The 15,882-nt window shown below is 69.9% G+C and carries 16 protein-coding genes and 1 pseudogene; 8 read left to right on the forward strand and 9 right to left on the reverse strand.

The window, feature by feature from the left end; translation table 11 throughout:
- The first annotated feature begins 3 nt into the window (after window positions 1-3).
- Entirely contained in the window at window positions 4-483 is a 480-nt protein-coding gene (locus tag ON34_RS09340; protein ID WP_051022304.1) for a C40 family peptidase, read from the forward strand.
- Between the two features lie 150 nt (window positions 484-633).
- On the opposite strand, the gene ON34_RS09345 is transcribed toward ON34_RS09340, so the two are convergent.
- On the reverse strand, window positions 634-1,521 hold the full coding sequence (locus ON34_RS09345) for a UTP--glucose-1-phosphate uridylyltransferase (RefSeq protein WP_085997044.1): 888 nt from the start codon (window positions 1,519-1,521) through the stop codon (window positions 634-636).
- A 349-nt stretch (window positions 1,522-1,870) separates the two neighbouring features.
- On the opposite strand from ON34_RS09345, the gene ON34_RS09350 reads away from it, so the two are divergent.
- Both ON34_RS09350 and ON34_RS09355 read left to right on the forward strand, forming a co-directional pair.
- Window positions 1,871-3,256, forward strand: coding sequence for a DNA polymerase IV (locus tag ON34_RS09350; RefSeq protein ID WP_040776912.1), 1,386 nt, complete (start codon window positions 1,871-1,873; stop codon window positions 3,254-3,256).
- Window positions 3,257-3,451: 195 nt separating this feature from the next.
- On the forward strand, window positions 3,452-3,952 hold the full coding sequence (locus ON34_RS09355; RefSeq protein ID WP_040777043.1) for a WKL family lipoprotein: 501 nt from the start codon (window positions 3,452-3,454) through the stop codon (window positions 3,950-3,952).
- Window positions 3,953-4,125: 173 nt separating this feature from the next.
- On the opposite strand, the gene ON34_RS09360 is transcribed toward ON34_RS09355, so the two are convergent.
- The 3 genes and pseudogenes from ON34_RS09360 to rarD all read right to left on the reverse strand — a co-directional run bounded on the left by ON34_RS09360 (window position 4,126) and on the right by rarD (window position 5,990).
- The gene (locus ON34_RS09360; RefSeq protein WP_040776915.1) at window positions 4,126-4,626 is read right to left on the reverse strand and encodes a PaaI family thioesterase; all 501 of its coding nucleotides are present in this window, start codon (window positions 4,624-4,626) and stop codon (window positions 4,126-4,128) included.
- 77 nt (window positions 4,627-4,703) lie between these two features.
- Window positions 4,704-4,961, reverse strand: a pseudogene (locus ON34_RS09365) (PIN domain-containing protein); the annotation flags it as partial.
- A 75-nt stretch (window positions 4,962-5,036) separates the two neighbouring features.
- Entirely contained in the window at window positions 5,037-5,990 is a 954-nt protein-coding gene (gene rarD / locus ON34_RS09370) for an EamA family transporter RarD (protein ID WP_169333854.1), read from the reverse strand.
- Between rarD and ON34_RS09375 the strand changes: the two genes are divergently transcribed.
- Both ON34_RS09375 and ON34_RS09380 read left to right on the forward strand, forming a co-directional pair.
- On the forward strand, window positions 5,989-8,409 hold the full coding sequence (locus ON34_RS09375; RefSeq protein WP_040776916.1) for an HAD-IC family P-type ATPase: 2,421 nt from the start codon (window positions 5,989-5,991) through the stop codon (window positions 8,407-8,409). The two genes, rarD and ON34_RS09375, sit on opposite strands and share 2 nt — an antisense overlap.
- A 496-nt stretch (window positions 8,410-8,905) precedes the next feature.
- Entirely contained in the window at window positions 8,906-9,724 is an 819-nt protein-coding gene (locus ON34_RS09380; RefSeq protein WP_040776919.1) for a PhzF family phenazine biosynthesis protein, read from the forward strand.
- A 218-nt stretch (window positions 9,725-9,942) separates the two neighbouring features.
- On the opposite strand, the gene ON34_RS09385 is transcribed toward ON34_RS09380, so the two are convergent.
- Genes ON34_RS09385 through lspA form a run of 3 tightly spaced genes read right to left on the reverse strand, consistent with a single transcriptional unit; the run spans window position 9,943 to window position 12,108 of the window.
- Window positions 9,943-10,608: a hypothetical protein gene (locus tag ON34_RS09385; RefSeq protein ID WP_051022305.1), complete on the reverse strand. Its 666-nt coding sequence runs from the start codon at window positions 10,606-10,608 to the stop codon at window positions 9,943-9,945.
- Complete coding sequence (locus ON34_RS09390) at window positions 10,601-11,527, reverse strand: RluA family pseudouridine synthase (RefSeq protein ID WP_040776923.1); 927 nt, start codon at window positions 11,525-11,527, stop codon at window positions 10,601-10,603. Before ON34_RS09390 ends, ON34_RS09385 begins: the two co-directional genes overlap by 8 nt.
- The gene (gene lspA, locus ON34_RS09395; protein WP_373291892.1) at window positions 11,524-12,108 is read right to left on the reverse strand and encodes a signal peptidase II; all 585 of its coding nucleotides are present in this window, start codon (window positions 12,106-12,108) and stop codon (window positions 11,524-11,526) included. The genes ON34_RS09390 and lspA overlap by 4 nt, the downstream gene beginning before the upstream one ends.
- A 134-nt stretch (window positions 12,109-12,242) precedes the next feature.
- On the opposite strand from lspA, the gene ON34_RS09400 reads away from it, so the two are divergent.
- The 3 genes from ON34_RS09400 to ON34_RS09410 all read left to right on the forward strand — a co-directional run bounded on the left by ON34_RS09400 (window position 12,243) and on the right by ON34_RS09410 (window position 14,463).
- The gene (locus ON34_RS09400; protein WP_444543829.1) at window positions 12,243-13,199 is read left to right on the forward strand and encodes a hypothetical protein; all 957 of its coding nucleotides are present in this window, start codon (window positions 12,243-12,245) and stop codon (window positions 13,197-13,199) included.
- The gene (locus ON34_RS09405) at window positions 13,187-13,912 is read left to right on the forward strand and encodes a sensor domain-containing protein (protein WP_040776926.1); all 726 of its coding nucleotides are present in this window, start codon (window positions 13,187-13,189) and stop codon (window positions 13,910-13,912) included. The genes ON34_RS09400 and ON34_RS09405 overlap by 13 nt, the downstream gene beginning before the upstream one ends.
- An 83-nt stretch (window positions 13,913-13,995) precedes the next feature.
- Window positions 13,996-14,463 (forward strand): VOC family protein, encoded by a 468-nt coding sequence (locus tag ON34_RS09410; RefSeq protein WP_040776928.1) that lies wholly within the window; start codon window positions 13,996-13,998, stop codon window positions 14,461-14,463.
- 15 nt (window positions 14,464-14,478) lie between these two features.
- Here ON34_RS09410 and ON34_RS09415 read toward each other — a convergent pair whose 3' ends face one another.
- Entirely contained in the window at window positions 14,479-14,913 is a 435-nt protein-coding gene (locus tag ON34_RS09415; RefSeq protein ID WP_083889257.1) for a QcrA and Rieske domain-containing protein, read from the reverse strand.
- Window positions 14,914-15,204: 291 nt separating this feature from the next.
- A partial coding sequence (locus ON34_RS09420) for an AMP-binding enzyme (RefSeq protein WP_157172239.1) occupies window positions 15,205-15,882 on the reverse strand: 678 nt, incomplete at its 5' end.

Consider the following 15,882-nt stretch of genomic DNA (forward strand, 5'->3'; position numbering starts at 1 on the left):
CTCATGCTCACGGGCACCGCCTGGTGCGACACCGGCAGCGCCTCCGGCATCGAGCTGGGCAATGGAGACGGGTTGGTGTCGGGCCTCAGCCCCGGCAGTGCCAGCGGCTCGGCCGGGATACCGCTGCCGGTGCCCAGTGCGACCGGACTCTTGGCGCTGGCGGCGGCGACGACGCAGCTCGGCAAGCCCTACGAGTGGGGCGGCACCGGACCGTCCAGCTGGGACTGCTCGGGTCTGGTGCAGTGGGCGTTCCGGCAGGCCGGGGTGCGCCTTCCGCGCACGACCTGGCAGCAAGCCAAGGTGGGCACCCCGGTCCCACGGGCCATTCTCATGCCCGGCGACGTGGTGGTGCTGAACCAGGACGGTTCGCACGTCGGCATCTACGCGGGTATGGGCCAGGTGTTGAATGCCTACGGCTCGGGTGTGCCGGTCGGCTTCACCCCGCTCAGTCAGTTCGACATCTATGCCATTCGCCGCTTCTGACCGCGCCGCGCTCGGCGTAGCGGGTGGGCATGGCGAGCCGGTGGGCCGACTCGCGAGCGCACTGCTACACCGAGCGTGGGAAACGCTGGGCCGCGGATCGGCGACGAGAAGCCCGCGTGCCCTTGGGATCAGCTGGCCTGTGGACGTTCGTCAATTGTCGAGATCGTCCGCGAGGGTGCGCAGCAGTGGTCCGTATTGCGGATGCGCGAGCGCCGAGGCGAATTGCGCGACCAAGTAGTCGGCCGGATTGCCGGTGTCGTACCAGCGGCCGCGGATCACCTGGCCGAAGACCGGATTGTTCGCGGCGTGCACGTTGATCGCGTCGGTGAGATACACCTCCCCGGTGCGGTGCTCGTACCACGCTTCGGTCTGGGTGCGCAGCTCCTCGATGATCCCGGGCGTGACCACGTAGCCGCCGATCGCGGCGAAGGACGACGGCGCGTCCTTCGGCTTCGGCTTCTCCCGCAGCCCGGTGATGCGCAGCAGACCGTTGCCGTGGTCGTCGGCCACCACCGGCACGCCGTAGCGCTGCGAGTCGGCCGGGTCCATCGGCATCAGCGCCAGGACGGGCGCTCCGGTGGCCTCGTAGGCATCGATGAGCTGCTGGGCGCGGGGCACCTCGGCCACGAACACGTCGTCGGGCCACAGCACCAGCATCGGCTCGTCGCCGAGATTGCGGGCGGCGTTGAGCACGGGGGTGCCGTTGCCGTAGGGGCCGTGCTGGTCGAGGTAGGTGATGTGGCCGAGCCGGGACAGCTCGCCGACCTCCTCGACCGCGTCGGCGAAGGCGGTCTTTCCGTCCGCCCGCAGCTGGGCGACCAGCGCCGGGTTGGGACGGAAGTGATCCTGGATCAATGATTTTCCGCCGCTGACCACGATGGTGATGTCGGTGATGCCCGAGGCGACCAGCTCGCGGACCGTGTGCTCGATCACCGGCTTGTCGCCGACCGGCAGCATCTCCTTGGGAATCGCCTTGGTCAGCGGCAGCAGCCGGGAGCCGATACCGGCGGCCGGGATGACGGCCTTGCGGATGTTCATGGGTCCGATCATCACATACTGCATCTAATTGCAGCGCCTGCGGCGCTGCGTGTTCACGGCTGTGCTGGTTCGGCCGCGACTTCGTCGCGGACGCAGCGGCCACTCGGACGCGAGCCGGGCCGCGAACAGATAATGCTCTGTCTCGCTTCGCTCGAAACGACCGATCAGCATACTGCGCCGTACTTCGCAGCCTGCGTCTGCTCGGCGTGCAGCGTCACCACATGCGAGGACATGTCGGCGGTCGGGCGTACATTGCTGCCGTGCGTACCGAAGGGGCGACCGTCGCCGGGATCATCGAGCGCGCGATCCGCGTCCGGTCTCGGTCCGGACAACGAATGGCGAAACGCTGGTGAGCAGCGAGCATCCGTCCGTACTCGCCGACGCGGACAGCACGGCCCGGCGCTGGGTTCTGCACATTGATATGGACGCGTTCTTCGCCTCGGTCGAGCAGCTGACCCGGCCGACGCTGCGCGGGCGGCCGGTGCTGGTCGGTGGGACCGGCGGGCGCGGCGTGGTGGCCGGAGCCAGTTACGAGGCGCGAGTATTCGGCGCGCGCTCGGCGATGCCGATGCATCAGGCGCGCAGGCTGGTCGGCGTCACCGCCGTGGTGGTGCCACCGCGCGGCGCGGTCTACGGGGTGGTCAGCGGACAGGTCTTCGACGTGCTGCGCGGCCGGATCCCGGTGCTGGAGACGCTGTCGTTCGACGAGGCGTTCGGCGAGCCCGCCGAGCTGGCCGGAGCGACGGTGGCGCGGGTGCACGCGTTCTGCGAAGAACTGCGCGCGCTGGTGCGCGAACACACCGGGCTGACCGCGTCGGTGGGCGCGGGCACCGGCAAGCAGCTGGCCAAGATCGCCTCCAATCTGGCCAAACCCGATGGGGTCCGGGTGATCTCACCGGTCGAGCAACCGCGGCTGCTCGCCGGGCTGCCCGTGCGCAAATTGTGGGGGATCGGCCCGGTCGCGGAGAGCAGGTTGCGCACGCTCGGCATCGAGACCGTCGGCGCCTTCGCGGCCCTGCCGGAAGCGGAGGCGATATCGATCCTCGGCGGCAGCGTGGGCGCCGCGCTGCACCGGCTGGCGCGCGGCATCGACGACCGCCCGGTCGCCGAGCGCGCCGAAGCCAAGCAGATCAGCGCCGAGACCACCTATGAAACCGACATCGTCACCCTTGCCCAGCTGCGTCCGGCCATCGAGGACATGGCCGCGGCGGCGCACCGGCGCCTGATCGGGGACGGGCGCGCCGCCCGCACCGTGGTGCTCAAGCTGAAGAAGTCGGATATGAGCATCGTCACCCGCTCCTTCACCCTGCCCTACGCGACCGAGGACCTGGCCACCCTCGCCGCCGCCGCGCAGCGCTCGGCGCTGGATCCGCGCGACCTCGGCCCGATCCGGCTGGTCGGGGTCGGTTACGGCGGTTTGTCCACCGTCCGCCAGGAATCGCTGTTTCCCGAGCTCGATCGCGGCCCGGTCGCCGAGATCGCCGCGGCGGAACCGGAGCCCGAGCCGGTGCCGCCCGACAACGGCGCAGCGCAGCGCATCCTGCCGGTCCCGGTCTGGTATCCCGGCATGGATGTGACCCATCCCGATCACGGTCATGGCTGGGTGCAGGGCGCGGGGTCGGGCGTGGTGACCGTTCGCTTCGAAACCCGTTCCACCGGACCGGGTCCCGCGCGCACCTTCGCGGCCGACGACGCCGCGCTGACCCGCGCCGACCCGCTGGGCAGTCTGCTCTGACGCACCCGTGCTATGGCTCGACATCGCCCGGCCGGACGCGTACTTTCGCTGCCGACGACATCCGTCAGTCCCGTGTGCATCCGGGCGGCGGTGCCCGGTGCCGGTAGCCTGGGGCCTCGTGCAGCGCCGCCGATTCGGGTGGCGGTTGCCAAGGTGGAACACGACACGGACCTCTCGAACGCAAAGGACGAGCAGTTGAAGCTTCGTAAGACTGGACGCATCGCGATCGCCGGCCTGGCCATCGTCGCCGCGCTCGGCATGACCGCGTGCGGCAGCGACGACAAGGACAGCAAGCCCGCCGCCAAGACGTCGACCAGCGCCAAGGCGTCGGCGACCCAGAGCGCGAACCTGCCGCCGGTCCCGACCGTCGCGGAGCTGAACACCGCGCTCTCGCGCGCGCTCGACCCGACGGTTCCGGCCTCGGAGAAGCTGGACAACGTGCAAGGCGCCGAAGCCGATCCGACGCTGCCGGAGCGGCTGTCCCAGGCCGCGTCCGGCGCCGACGTGAAGATCGAGGTCACCGACGTGACCTCGTTCGGCGACAGCGTGAACGCCAAGGCCAAGTTCACCCTGAACGGTCAGGAGAACATCGTCGACGTGCCGTTCGTCGCCGACAACGGCAAGTGGAAGATCCAGAAGGCATGGGCCTGCACCATGCTCACCAACCTCGGCCAGCAGTCGGCGGCCTGCGCGTAAGAGGCTCGGTCGGGCGAAGCCCCGCCGGGCCGAGCGAGCGCGCGGCAGCCGCTCGGCCCGCATGATCGGTCGGGTCGGTCACCGGAGAGCATCCGGTGGTCGGCCCGTCTTCGCGAATCGCCCCGCGCCACGGTGTATTCGAGTGGTCGCGGAAGTCGGCGGCTCCCGGGCTGTCAGAGCATCCGCAGGATCGCGCACGTCGCGGTGGCGTGTGCGTAGAGGTCGCCGTCCTCGACGCCGACCAGGCGCGCCTCCGCGCTGGCGGTGGTGGTGCCGACGTGGATCGCGGTGCCCTCGCAGCGCAGTGTCCGGGTGTCGGCGCGCACGGATCGGTGCACGTGGATGCCGATCTGAACCGAGGTGGACCGCGTCCCGCCGGGCAATCGCGTCAGCACGGCCGCGCCGAGGGCCGCTTCCAGCAAGGGGGTCACCAAGCCGCCGGTCAGACCGGCCATCGGGTCGAGCAGTTGATCACCCGGCTCGCCCTCGAACAGCACCGTCCCATCGCCGACCTCCACCAGCCGGAAACCCAGCGCGCTCATGATCGGGGCGTCCGGAAAACGTCCGTCGAGCGCTCCCTGCAGGATTTCCCGCCCGGTCATGCCGCGGATGTCCGGGGTCGTCGCCGGACGTGGCCCCCAGAGGCGGGAGCGAAGAGGTTGGGCCGCTGTCATGTGTCGACGCTACGAGGGCCGCCAGCCCCAGCAACAGTGTCGGATCCGACACGTTCGCCACCAATTCCGACACTACTTCACAGTTTGATTACCTGTAGGTCGGGCATCGCGTCGTAGTCCCCGTCCTGGGTCGCGATCGGTATGCCATATGCCAGGGCGGTGGCCGCGATCCAGCTGTCATTGATCGGCACTGTGCGTCCAGCGGCACGCAGACGTGACACCAGCAGTGCCCAGTGTTCCGCGACGGTCTCGTCCACATCCAGTGGCTGGAACCGCTGCGCCAGCTGGTATGTCGACAACCTGCGGGCCGATGTCTCCGGGTCCGATGCATTCAGTGGGTTGGAACCATTCGCTTCGGTCAGCCGGCGAGATGCCGTCGAATGCGGCTCGCCGCACGGGTTATGTGCCACTCATGGGCTTGTGGGTTCGGTGGTGACGTCACGCGGCGCGTGCCGGAGGCGGCGGGAACGCAGCAGCGCCTCGGTGGTGAAGATCGCCAGCGCGGCCCAGATCAGCGCGAAACCGGCCCAGCGGGAGGCGGGCATCGGCTCGTGCGCGACGGCGACGCCCCAGGTCATCTGTAAGGCGGGCGTGAGGTATTGCAGCAAGCCCATGGTGGACAGCGCGACCCGCTGGGCCGCCACGGCGAACAGCAGCAGCGGGACGAGGGTGACCGGTCCGGTCGCCATCATCAGCGCGAGATGACCGGGGCTGGAGGCGAATTCGCTGCGCCCGGTGACCGCGAGCCCGATCGCGAACGCCAGCGCGAACGGCGCGGAGACCATGCCCTCGGCGGCGATGCCGCGCAGCGCGTCCAGCGGGATCACTTTCTTCACCAGACCGTAGGTGGCGAAAGAACAGGCCAGCGTCAGGGCGATGATCGGCGGCCTGCCGTAGTCGACGGTGAGCACGGCCACCGCCGCGGCGCCGAGGGCGAGCGCGGCCCACTGCGGCCCGGTGAGCCGCTCGCGGAAGATCACCACCCCGAACGCGACGGTGACCAGCGGGTTGACGAAGTACCCGAGCGCGCACTCCACGATGTGGCCGGAGGTGACGCCGTAGACGTACACGCCCCAGTTGAGCGCGATCGCGGCCGAGGCGACGGCCGCCAGCCGCCAGGTCCGTCCGCCGATGCCGCGCAGCTCGCCCAGCCGCCCGCCGGCCGCGAGTACCGCGAGCACCACGACGAGCGTCCACACGATCCGCTGTGCCACCACCTCGCCCGCGCCGGCGAACGCCAGCAAGCCGAAGAAGGCGGGGAACAGTCCCCAGAGGAAGAACGCGCTGGTGCCGAACACTACACCGGGGATGGACCTGCTTCGCCGCACGAGACGAACGTAGTTGTCCCGTAGCCTTGCGGTCATGTCGATTACCGCGCAAGCAGTGGCGGCCACCGGACTCACCACGGCAGAGGTCGAGCAACGCCGTCGCGACGGCCTGACCAACGACGTACCGGATCGTGCCAGCCGCTCGGTGCGCGACATCGTGCGCGCGAACGTCTTCACCCGGATCAACGCGATCCTCGGCGTCCTGTTCGTCCTGGTCATGGCCACCGGATCGATCATCGACGGCATGTTCGGCCTGCTGATCATCGCCAACAGCGCGGTCGGCATCATCCAGGAGATCCGCGCCAAACGCACCCTCGACCGGCTGGCCATCGTCGGGCAGGCCAAGCCCACCGTGCGCCGGGACGGCACGTCCATCGAGATCGCGCCGCGCGAGGTGGTGCTCGACGACCTGATCGAACTCGGCCCCGGCGACCAGATCGTGGTGGACGGCACGGTGGAGGAGGCCGCGCAGCTGGAGGTGGACGAATCGCTGCTCACCGGCGAGGCGGATCCGATCGACAAGACGGTCGGCGCCGCGGTGATGTCCGGCAGCTTCGTGGTCTCCGGGTCCGGCGCCTATCGCGCCACCAAGGTCGGCCGGGATGCCTACGCGGCCCGGCTGGCCGAGGAGGCGAGCAAATTCACCCTGGTGCACTCCGAGTTGCGCACCGGCATCGACAAGATCCTGAGGTTCATCACCTACCTGCTCATCCCCGCGGGACTGCTGAGCATCTACAACCAGCTGGTCTCCAGCGGGGAGTCGTGGCGGCCCGCGGTCACCGGCATGGTCGCCGCGCTGGTGCCCATGGTCCCCGAGGGCCTGGTGCTGATGACCTCGATCGCGTTCGCGGTCGGCGTGGTGCGGCTGGGCCGGCGCAAGTGCCTGGTCCAGGAGTTGCCCGCCATCGAGGGGCTGGCCCGCGTCGACGTGGTGTGCGCGGACAAGACCGGTACGCTGACCGAGAACGGCATGCGGCTGTCGGACCTGAAGACGCTGAACACTTTCGACGACGCGGAGGTCCGCACCGCCCTGGCCGCACTGGCCGCCGACGACCCGCGCCCGAACGCGAGCGTGCAGGCGATCGCCGAAGCCCTGCCGGACGGGCCCGGCTGGCGACGCACCGCCGTCGCGCCGTTCTCCTCGGCCAAGAAGTGGAGCGGCTGCTCCTACGGCGAGCACGGCGACTGGCTGCTCGGTGCGCCGGACGTGCTGCTCGACCCGGACTCCGCGGACGCGCGCGTCGCCGAGGAACTCGGCGCCTCCGGTCTGCGTGTGCTGCTGCTGGCCCGCGGCGACCGTCCGGTGGACGCGCCGGACGCCCCCGGCGCCGTGCGGCCCGCGGCCCTGGTCGTGCTGGAGCAGAAGGTCCGGCCCGACGCCCGCCACACGCTCGATTACTTCGCCGGTCAGAATGTCTCGATCAAGGTGATCTCCGGCGACAACGCCGTGTCGGTCGGCGCGGTGGCCTCCTCGCTCGACCTGCCGGGCGGCGACCACCCGATCGACGCGCGGGAGCTGCCGGAGGACCGCGACGGACTGGCCGACGTGCTGGACGGCAACACCACCTTCGGCCGGGTGCGCCCGGATCAGAAGCGCGCCATGGTGGCGGCCCTGCAATCGCGCGGGCACACCGTGGCGATGACCGGCGACGGCGTGAACGACGTGCTCGCGCTGAAGGATTCGGATATCGGCGTGGCGATGGGCTCGGGCAGCCCGGCCACCAGGGCGGTGGCGCAGATCGTGCTGCTGGACAACAAGTTCGCCACCCTGCCCTACGTCGTCGGCGAGGGCCGCCGGGTGATCGGCAACATCGAGCGGGTCTCGAACCTGTTCCTCACCAAGACCGTCTACTCGGTGCTGCTCGCGTTCCTGGTCGGCGTGGCCGGGGTCGGCTCGCAGATCTTCGACTACGAGCCGATCGGCTATCCGTTCCTGCCGCGGCACGTGACGATCGCGGCCTGGTTCACCATCGGCATCCCCGCGTTCATCCTCTCGCTCGCGCCCAACAACGAGCGTGCCCGCACCGGTTTCGTCCGGCGGGTCATGCGGTTGGCCATCCCGTCGGGCGTCGTGATCGGCGTGGCCACCTTCATCGCCTACCTGATCGCCTACGCGGGACCGCAGGCGAGCGAACAGCAGAAGGTCCAGGCGGGCACCACCGCGCTGATCACGCTGATCATGATCGCGGTGTGGGTGCTCGCCATCGTGGCGCGGCCGTACGTGTGGTGGAAGGTCGTGCTGATCGCGGTGTCGGTGGCGGCATACGTCTTCCTGTTCACCGTTCCGTTCACCCGCGAGTTCTTCAAACTCGACCCCTCCAACCTCGCGCTCACCGGCGCGGCGGTGGCCTGCGGCGTCGTCGGCATAGTGCTCGTAGAGGCCGCGTGGTGGGTGAGCGCGGCGATGCTGGGAGACAAGCCGCAACTGCTCCCGAGCTCACCGGGCTCTGTTTGATTTGCAGCGCCTGCGGCGCTGCGTGTTCGCGGCCCCGGGGAGTCTCGCGTCCGAGTGACCGAGACTCGCGCCTGCGGCGCATGCGCTTCGGTCACTCGGACGCGAGACGGGCCGCGAACGGTGCTCGTAAGACTCGCACCCGGCGGGGCTGAGTCTGCGTGAATCGGCAGGTTCGTTTGCATTGCCAGCGCTGGGGCGCTCGTAAGACTTGCACCTGACGGGGCTGGGTCTGCGTGAATCGGCTAGGTGTGATTGTTTTGCCAACGCTGGGGCGCTCGTGAGGTTTGCACCGGACGGGGCTGGGTCTGTGTGAATCGGTCAGGTGCGGTTGTTTTGCCAGGGCTGCGGTGCTCGGAGGACTCGTGCCGGACGGTGCTGTGAGCCTGCCGGAGCGGTGTCTCCCGCGGCGGGCGGGGGTTAGTGAGGCGTCGACGGTTCAGTTTTGCGAGAAGCCTTGTGCGAGGCGGGCATTCAGGGTTGGAGTACCTTCTCGGATATGGAGGTACTGCTGCACCAGATCGACGCGTTCGCCGACGCACCGTTCTCGGGCAACCCGGCCGCGGTGATGCCGCTCCCGTCGTGGCTGCCGGATGCGTTGCTGCAACAGCTGGCCGAGGAGAACAACCTCGCCGAAACCGCGTTCTACACCCCGCACTTACCTCCCGAGGCGGGTATGCCGCCGGGCGACTGGCCCGCCTTCCACCTCCGCTGGTTCACCCCGAGAGTGGAGGTTGCCCTGTGCGGACACGCCACCTTGGCCAGCGCCGCGCAGATCCTGGTCGATATGCACCCCGGCGAGGACCGGGTCAGCTTCTACACCCGCAGCGGCTGGCTGCACGTCGACCGCACCGACGACGACGAGTTCGTCCTCGACCTGCCCAGCGTGCCGAGCATTCCGGTGCGGCCCGATCCGGCGCTCGTCGCCGCGCTCGGGGTGCGTCCCGTGCGCGCCTACTCCGGCACCGACGAGGTGATCGTGGTGGCTACCGAACAGGAGGTGCGCGACGCCGCGCCGGTGCTGTCGGCGTTCCCCGCGCTGCCGCGCGCCGCGATCGTCACCGCGCCCGGTGACTCGGTCGACTTCGTCTCCCGGGTCTTCGCTCCTGGGGTAGGCGTCCCGGAAGATCCGGTGACCGGATCCGCGCACGCCCAATTGGTTCCGCTGTGGAGCGAGCAGCTCGGCCGCACCGAATTGCAGGCCAGGCAGCTGTCGCGCCGCGGCGGCAGCCTGCGCTGCGAGCTGGCCGACGACCGGGTGCTGCTGTTCGGCCGGTGCCAGCGCTACCTCGACGGGGTCGTTACGCTGCCGGACTGAACAGCACTGGTCGCGACCTCGCCCATGTGGCCGGATGTTCGGTGCCCGAGGTGACGTGGGGCGTCGACCGTGATGCTGTCTGTCACCGCGTCGGCCGGAAATACCTGGACGAGCGGATCGCTGTTCCGCACGGCAGGTTCGCGGAATCCGGAGCCGACCGCGGGCGACGAGCAGGTCGATTCACCCGCATTGCGGCGCGGCTTCTCGGGCTCGGTCGCTCAGCGGTCCGGGACCGGACCGTCGTTGGGACCGGGCACGATGACGTCGCGGTAGTCGGGCAGCAGCGGGATGACCGCGAAGCTGCCCGCCACGGCGTCGGCGGGAAGCGCCTGGACGGCGCGGATACCGGTCTGCTCGGCCAGGTTCCGCAATTCGGTGAGCCGACCGCGGACGACCAATCCGACCACGCAAGCGCAGCCGTCCCGCAGGCGCGCCGCAGAGACGGCGGCGACCCGAGCGGAGCGATCGTCGGCGGGACGGGGCAGCAGCCATGCCGCGTACTGCGCCGAATCGACCGCCGCCCCGACATCGTGCGGCACGGGCACGGCCACCAGCGGGGTCTGCACGCGCGGGATCGGCACCCGATACAGCACCTGGGCGATACGCATCCCGCCGCTGTGCGCCGGAATCTCCTCCGGGACCACGGGTTCGGTGAACGACACGAGCGCCCAGTGCTGTGCGTCGTCGTCACCGGCCAGCGAATCCTCGGCGCGGGAGAGGTAGTCCGCGACCTGCTCGCCGTAATCCGGCCCGAGCCGGTCGGTGGACACTCCCTCCTGCCGTGGCGGATTCAGCACGCCCAAGGCGAGGATCAGTGCGATGAGCACGACTGCCGAGGCGGCGAGGGCGGACCCGCGCCATCGCGGCACCCGGCGGTCAGGCATGACGCAGAACGTCCAGGGCGTGTTCCAGGTCGTCCGGGTATTCGCTGGTGATCTCCAGGTAGCGGCCGTCGGCGGGATGCTGGAAACCCAGCGACCTGGCGTGCAGCCACTGGCGTTGCAGCCCGAGTCGCTCGGCCAGGCGCGGGTCCGCGCCGTAGGTGAGATCGCCGCAGCAGGGGTGGCGGATCGCCGAGAAATGCACCCGGATCTGATGGGTACGGCCGGTTTCCAGATGGATGTCCAGCAGGCTGGCCGACGGGAACGCCTCGATCGTGTCGTAGTGCGTGATGCTCGGGCGTCCGTCGGCGGTGACGGCGAACTTCCAGTCGTTGCCGCGCGCCCGGCCGATCGGCGCGTCGATGGTGCCGCTGCTGGGGTCCGGATGCCCTTGGACCACCGCGTGATACCGCTTGTCCACGGTGCGCTGCTTGAACGCGCGTTTGAGCACCGTGTACGCGTGCTCGGACTGGGCGACCACCATCACCCCGGAGGTGCCGACGTCGAGGCGGTGCACGATGCCCTGCCGTTCGTGGGCGCCGGAGGTGGAGATCCGGTAGCCCGCCGCGGCCAGCCCGCCCACCACGGTCGGCCCGCTCCAGCCGACGCCGGTATGCGCGGCCACGCCGACCGGCTTGTCCACCGCGACGATGTCGTCGTCGGCGTAGAGGATCTTCATGCCCTCCACGGGTTCGGCCTCGATGGTCAGCTCCCGCTTGGGTTCCGGGAACACCACCTCGAGCCACGCTCCCGCGGTGAGCCGGTCGGACTTGCCCGCGGCGACGCCGTCGAGCTGCACCGATCCTTCCTCGGCCAGCGCGGCCACGGCGGTGCGGGACAGGCCGAGCAAACGGGACAGGCCCGCGTCCACGCGCATGCCGTCGAGCCCGTCGGGGACGGGCATGGTCCTGGTCTCCCTCATGCCGCGCTGCCCTCGCTCGCGCCGTCCGTTTTGCCCTGACCGACACGCGTGCCGTTCGGCTCGAAGCCGAACACGGTGAGGACCACGAGCAGGATCGCCCCGCACACGATGGCGGAGTCGGCCACGTTGAACACCGGCCACCAGCCGATCGCGACGAAATCGACCACGTGCCCCTGCAGCGGGCCCGGCGCGCGGAACAACCGGTCCACCAGGTTGCCGAGCGCGCCGCCGAGCACCATGCCCAGGCCGATCGCCCACCACAGCGAGCGCAGGGTGCGGCCGATGCGCACCACGCCGATCACGACGGCGGCCGCGACCAGGGTCAGCAGCCAGGTCATGCCGGTGGCCATGGAGAACGCCGCGCCCGGATTGCGCACCAGGGTCAGGCGCGCGAAGTCGCCGATGATCGGCACCGGGTCGCCGGGCGTCAGGTTCGCGACCGCGAGGGTCTTGGTGAGCAGATCCAGGCCGAGGAGAACCGCGGCGATGACGAGTAGCGTCCGCAGCCGCTGCGGCGGGATCGTCGTCATCGGATCGGCGATGTTCGTCTGGGTTTCCTCGGGCGGCCGGTCGTCACTCACGCCGACCATCATCTCTCGAGCGCAATCACGACCGGTGCGCGCGTCCGATTGCCCCGGCCCGGCCGTCCGGTTCGGGTCCGGACGGCACGCCCTTTCGATGTCCCAGCTGACACTCAGGAAGCGGTCGTACCCTGTTGCTCGTGACGGTGTTGTCTTACCACCCCCACCTTCCGCGGACCGCGCGCTCGGGTGTGCTGCTCATGGTCCTCGCGGTCGGGCTTTCCGCCTTCGGCGTCGGTTGCGCCGACAGCGTCGAATCGCGCGGCGAGATCGACGGCACCGAGCCCCTCGGCCTCCGCAAGGAAGTGACCGTGCCCATTCCGGCTGCGGTGACCACGGTGGTCTCGGCCGGGGAGGAGCCGCGTTCGCTGCTGCGGCCGGACTACCCGGCCGGCACGGTGCAGCGGGTCACGCTCTACACCGCGCACCACATCGAACAGCAGCTCGACGAGCAGCCGAAGCGCGATTTCTCCACCCCCGCGCTGACCATTCCGATGACCGCGCAGACCACCTCCGAGGGCATCGATCTGACCCTCGGCTCGGTCACCTCCCCGGATCCGACGCTGTCCAAGGCGCTCACCAAGATCGGCGGCTCGCACGCGGGCTTCGACCTCACCGATCTCGGCGCGATCACCGCGTTGCGGCTCGAACCGGCGCCGGACACGTCCAACACGGCGCGCGCCGCTCTGGAGCAGGCGTTCTACCAGGCCGTCTACCGTTCGATCGCGTTCCCCGACCAGCCCGTCGGCGAGGGCGCGGTGTGGACCGTGCGGCAGGAGGTGAACGGCGGCGTTCTGCTCGACCAGGTGACCACCGCGACGCTGACCGAGCGCGACGGCGACCGGCTCACCATCGAACTGCACGTCACGCAGAAGCCGAAGTCGCTGGTGTGGAACCTGCCGAACAACGCGGGCACCCTGGACATCCGCGACTACGTCATGCAGGGCGCTGGCACCATCACGGTCGATCTCGGCCTGCCGCTGCCCGTGGCCGGGTCCATCACCGTCGGCGGGCACCAGGCCTACCGTGATCCGCGCAGCGCCAGCACGCTGCGGCAGACGATCGATACGCAGGTGTCGTGGACCGAGTGACCCGCGCGTGCGGCCTGCTGACCGCGGCCGCGTCCGTCGTGCTCGCAGCGGGCTGCGGTGCACCGGAACCCGCCGCCGCATCACCCGAGCTGCCGCCACTGGGCCCCGTGGTCGCCGCCGCCCCGGTAACGGTCGCACCCGAGACCGACTCCGGCCGGTTGCGCGATCAATTGCTCGGCGACGCCGACCTGCCGTCCGGCTTCACCGCCCTGCCGCCGCGCGCCGATGCGGGAATGGCGTCCGCCGACGCCTCGCCCACGAATCCGGCGGAATGCGCGAAAGTGCTCACGCCGCTGGGCGCGCAACAGCCCGGCGCGCTCGCGCAGGCGTCCACGCAATATGCGGGGCCGAATTTCTCCAGCATCGATATCGACGCGGCGGCTTATCCGCGCGACGCGGTGCCGGGCGCGTTTTCGGCCGTGCAGGAAATACTGCGCCGCTGCGCGCACTACTCGGGTGCCGACGCCACCGATATCGCGGTGGAGTACCGGATCGGCGGGCTCGCTCAGCCGCCCGCGGGCGATGCGGTGGCCGCGTTCCAGGTGCGCACCACCAGCGACGGTCTGACGCTCGGCTCGTCGGTGGCGATCGTGCAGGTCGGCAGCACACTGGTGCAGGTCGCGGTGACCGCGCCGGAGGCGGTGGACCCCGGTGTGCTCAGCGCGCTGACCGCGGCGCAGGTGCGTCGGCTGAAGGGCGTCGCGGGCCCTTGATTTCCGACGATCCGGCCTGACGCGGCGGTCGGCGGGAATAGGCTCGACAAGGTCCGACACCATGCCTCGACCGGAGGTCAACCATGTCTGATGTCAAACCTGTTCCGGAGGGATATCCGGTGGTCTCGCCCGGGCTGGCCATCGACGGCGCGGCGGCGGCGGTCGAGTTCTACAAGAACGTTTTCGGCGCCACCGAGCGCATGCGCATGCCCGGCCCGGAGGGCAAGATCGCGCACTGCGAACTGATGTTCGGCGATTCCGTCGTCATGCTCGGCGACCCGGCGCCCGATATGGACTTCCTCGACCCGAAGACGGTCGGCGGCACCCCGGTCAACCTCTACGTGTACGTCGAGGACGCCGACGCCGCGTTCGCCACCGCGCTGGCCGCGGGCGCCAAGGAACTCACGCCCATGACCAACCAGTTCTACGGCGATCGCAGCGGCGCCTTCGAGGACCCGTGGGGACACCGCTGGACCGTCGCCACCCATGTCGAGGACGTGCCGCCCGAGGAGATGGACCGGCGGATGGCCGAGCAGTTCGGCGGATCGTGAGCCGAGCCGGCGAACTCACCCGGCGATAATCGAATCCCCTTCGACTCGAATACTTCTCGCGGCGAGTGGGCTCGCGGCCGGTCCGTTCGCGACCGAGCCGTCCAGATGGAACTTGCTGCCGTGGCAGGCGCAGTCGACGGTGCCGCCGGACACCCTGACGACTTTGCAACCCGCGTGCGTGCAGATCGCGGACAGTCCTACGAAGGCGCCCGCGGTGGGTTGGGTCACCACGGTGTCGCCGAGGATCACACCACCGCCGACCGGGATGTCGGTCGTCTTGGCGAGCACGTCCGCGGCGGCGGAGCGGCCATCCGGGGCGGGGTCCGCCGCGGGCGACGCATCGTCTTTCGCGTCGGTGGCGCACGCGGCGAGCGCCGCAGCGGCCGCGACGGCGCCTGCTCCCGCGATGACCACATTGCGCCGGGTGTGGACCTGTTCGTCGAATGTCATGTGTCGCGCTCCTCGCCAACCGCGGCGGGCGGGATGCCTGCCGTCGAGCGATCGCGGTATTCGGTCCTCTACCGGCACCGCTTTCGTCTTGTCCACGGAAAGGGCGACCATGCGGTTCAATCGGGGATCCCGGCCGTGTCGCGTAGGCGATGTGGCCGAACACCCTGCGGCGATGGATGTTCTGTCGCGGAGACCGTGTTCCCCTGTGGCTCAACACGAATGGCATCAGCATGAGCGGCGGACCCGGACCCCCTCATCTGTTCGTGGCCGGGTCCGCCGCTCCCTGGGTGGTTACCCGCGGGCGATGGCTTCGAATACTTTCGGGTCGACGAGGGTGGAGGTGTCGCCGAGTTCGCGTCCTTCGGCGACGTCGCGCAGGAGGCGGCGCATGATCTTGCCGCTGCGGGTTTTGGGCAGTTCGGGGACGATGTGGATCTCGCGGGGCCGGGCGATGGGGCTGATCTCGCGGGCGACTTCGGTTTTCAGTTCGGTGATCAGGTCTTCGCCGGTGTCGGTGGCCTCGGCGGTGAGGATGACGAAGGCGACGATGCCTTGGCCGGTGGTGGCGTCGCTCGCGCCGACCACGGCGGCCTCGGCGACGCCGGAGTGGCCGACGAGGGCGGATTCGACTTCGGCGGTGGAGATGCGGTGGCCGGAGACGTTCATGACGTCGTCGACGCGGCCGAGTACCCACAGGTCGCCGTCGGTGTCGAGTTTGGCGCCGTCACCGGCGAAGTAGAAGCCTTGTTCGGCGAAGCGTTCCCAGTAGGTGGCGCGGTAGCGGTCCATGTCGCCCCAGATGCCGCGCAGCATCGATGGCCACGGCTGGTCGAGCACGAGGTAGCCGTTGGCTTCGGTCTCGCCCAGGTGGACGGGGTTGCCGTCCTCGTCGACAACCTGCGCCGAGATACCGGGCAGCGGGGTCATGGCCGCGCCCGGTTTGGCGTGGGTGAGGCCGGGCAGTGGGGA

The sequence above is a fragment of the Nocardia pneumoniae NBRC 100136 genome (assembly GCF_000308755.1).
GTDB classification, from domain to species: domain Bacteria; phylum Actinomycetota; class Actinomycetes; order Mycobacteriales; family Mycobacteriaceae; genus Nocardia; species Nocardia pneumoniae.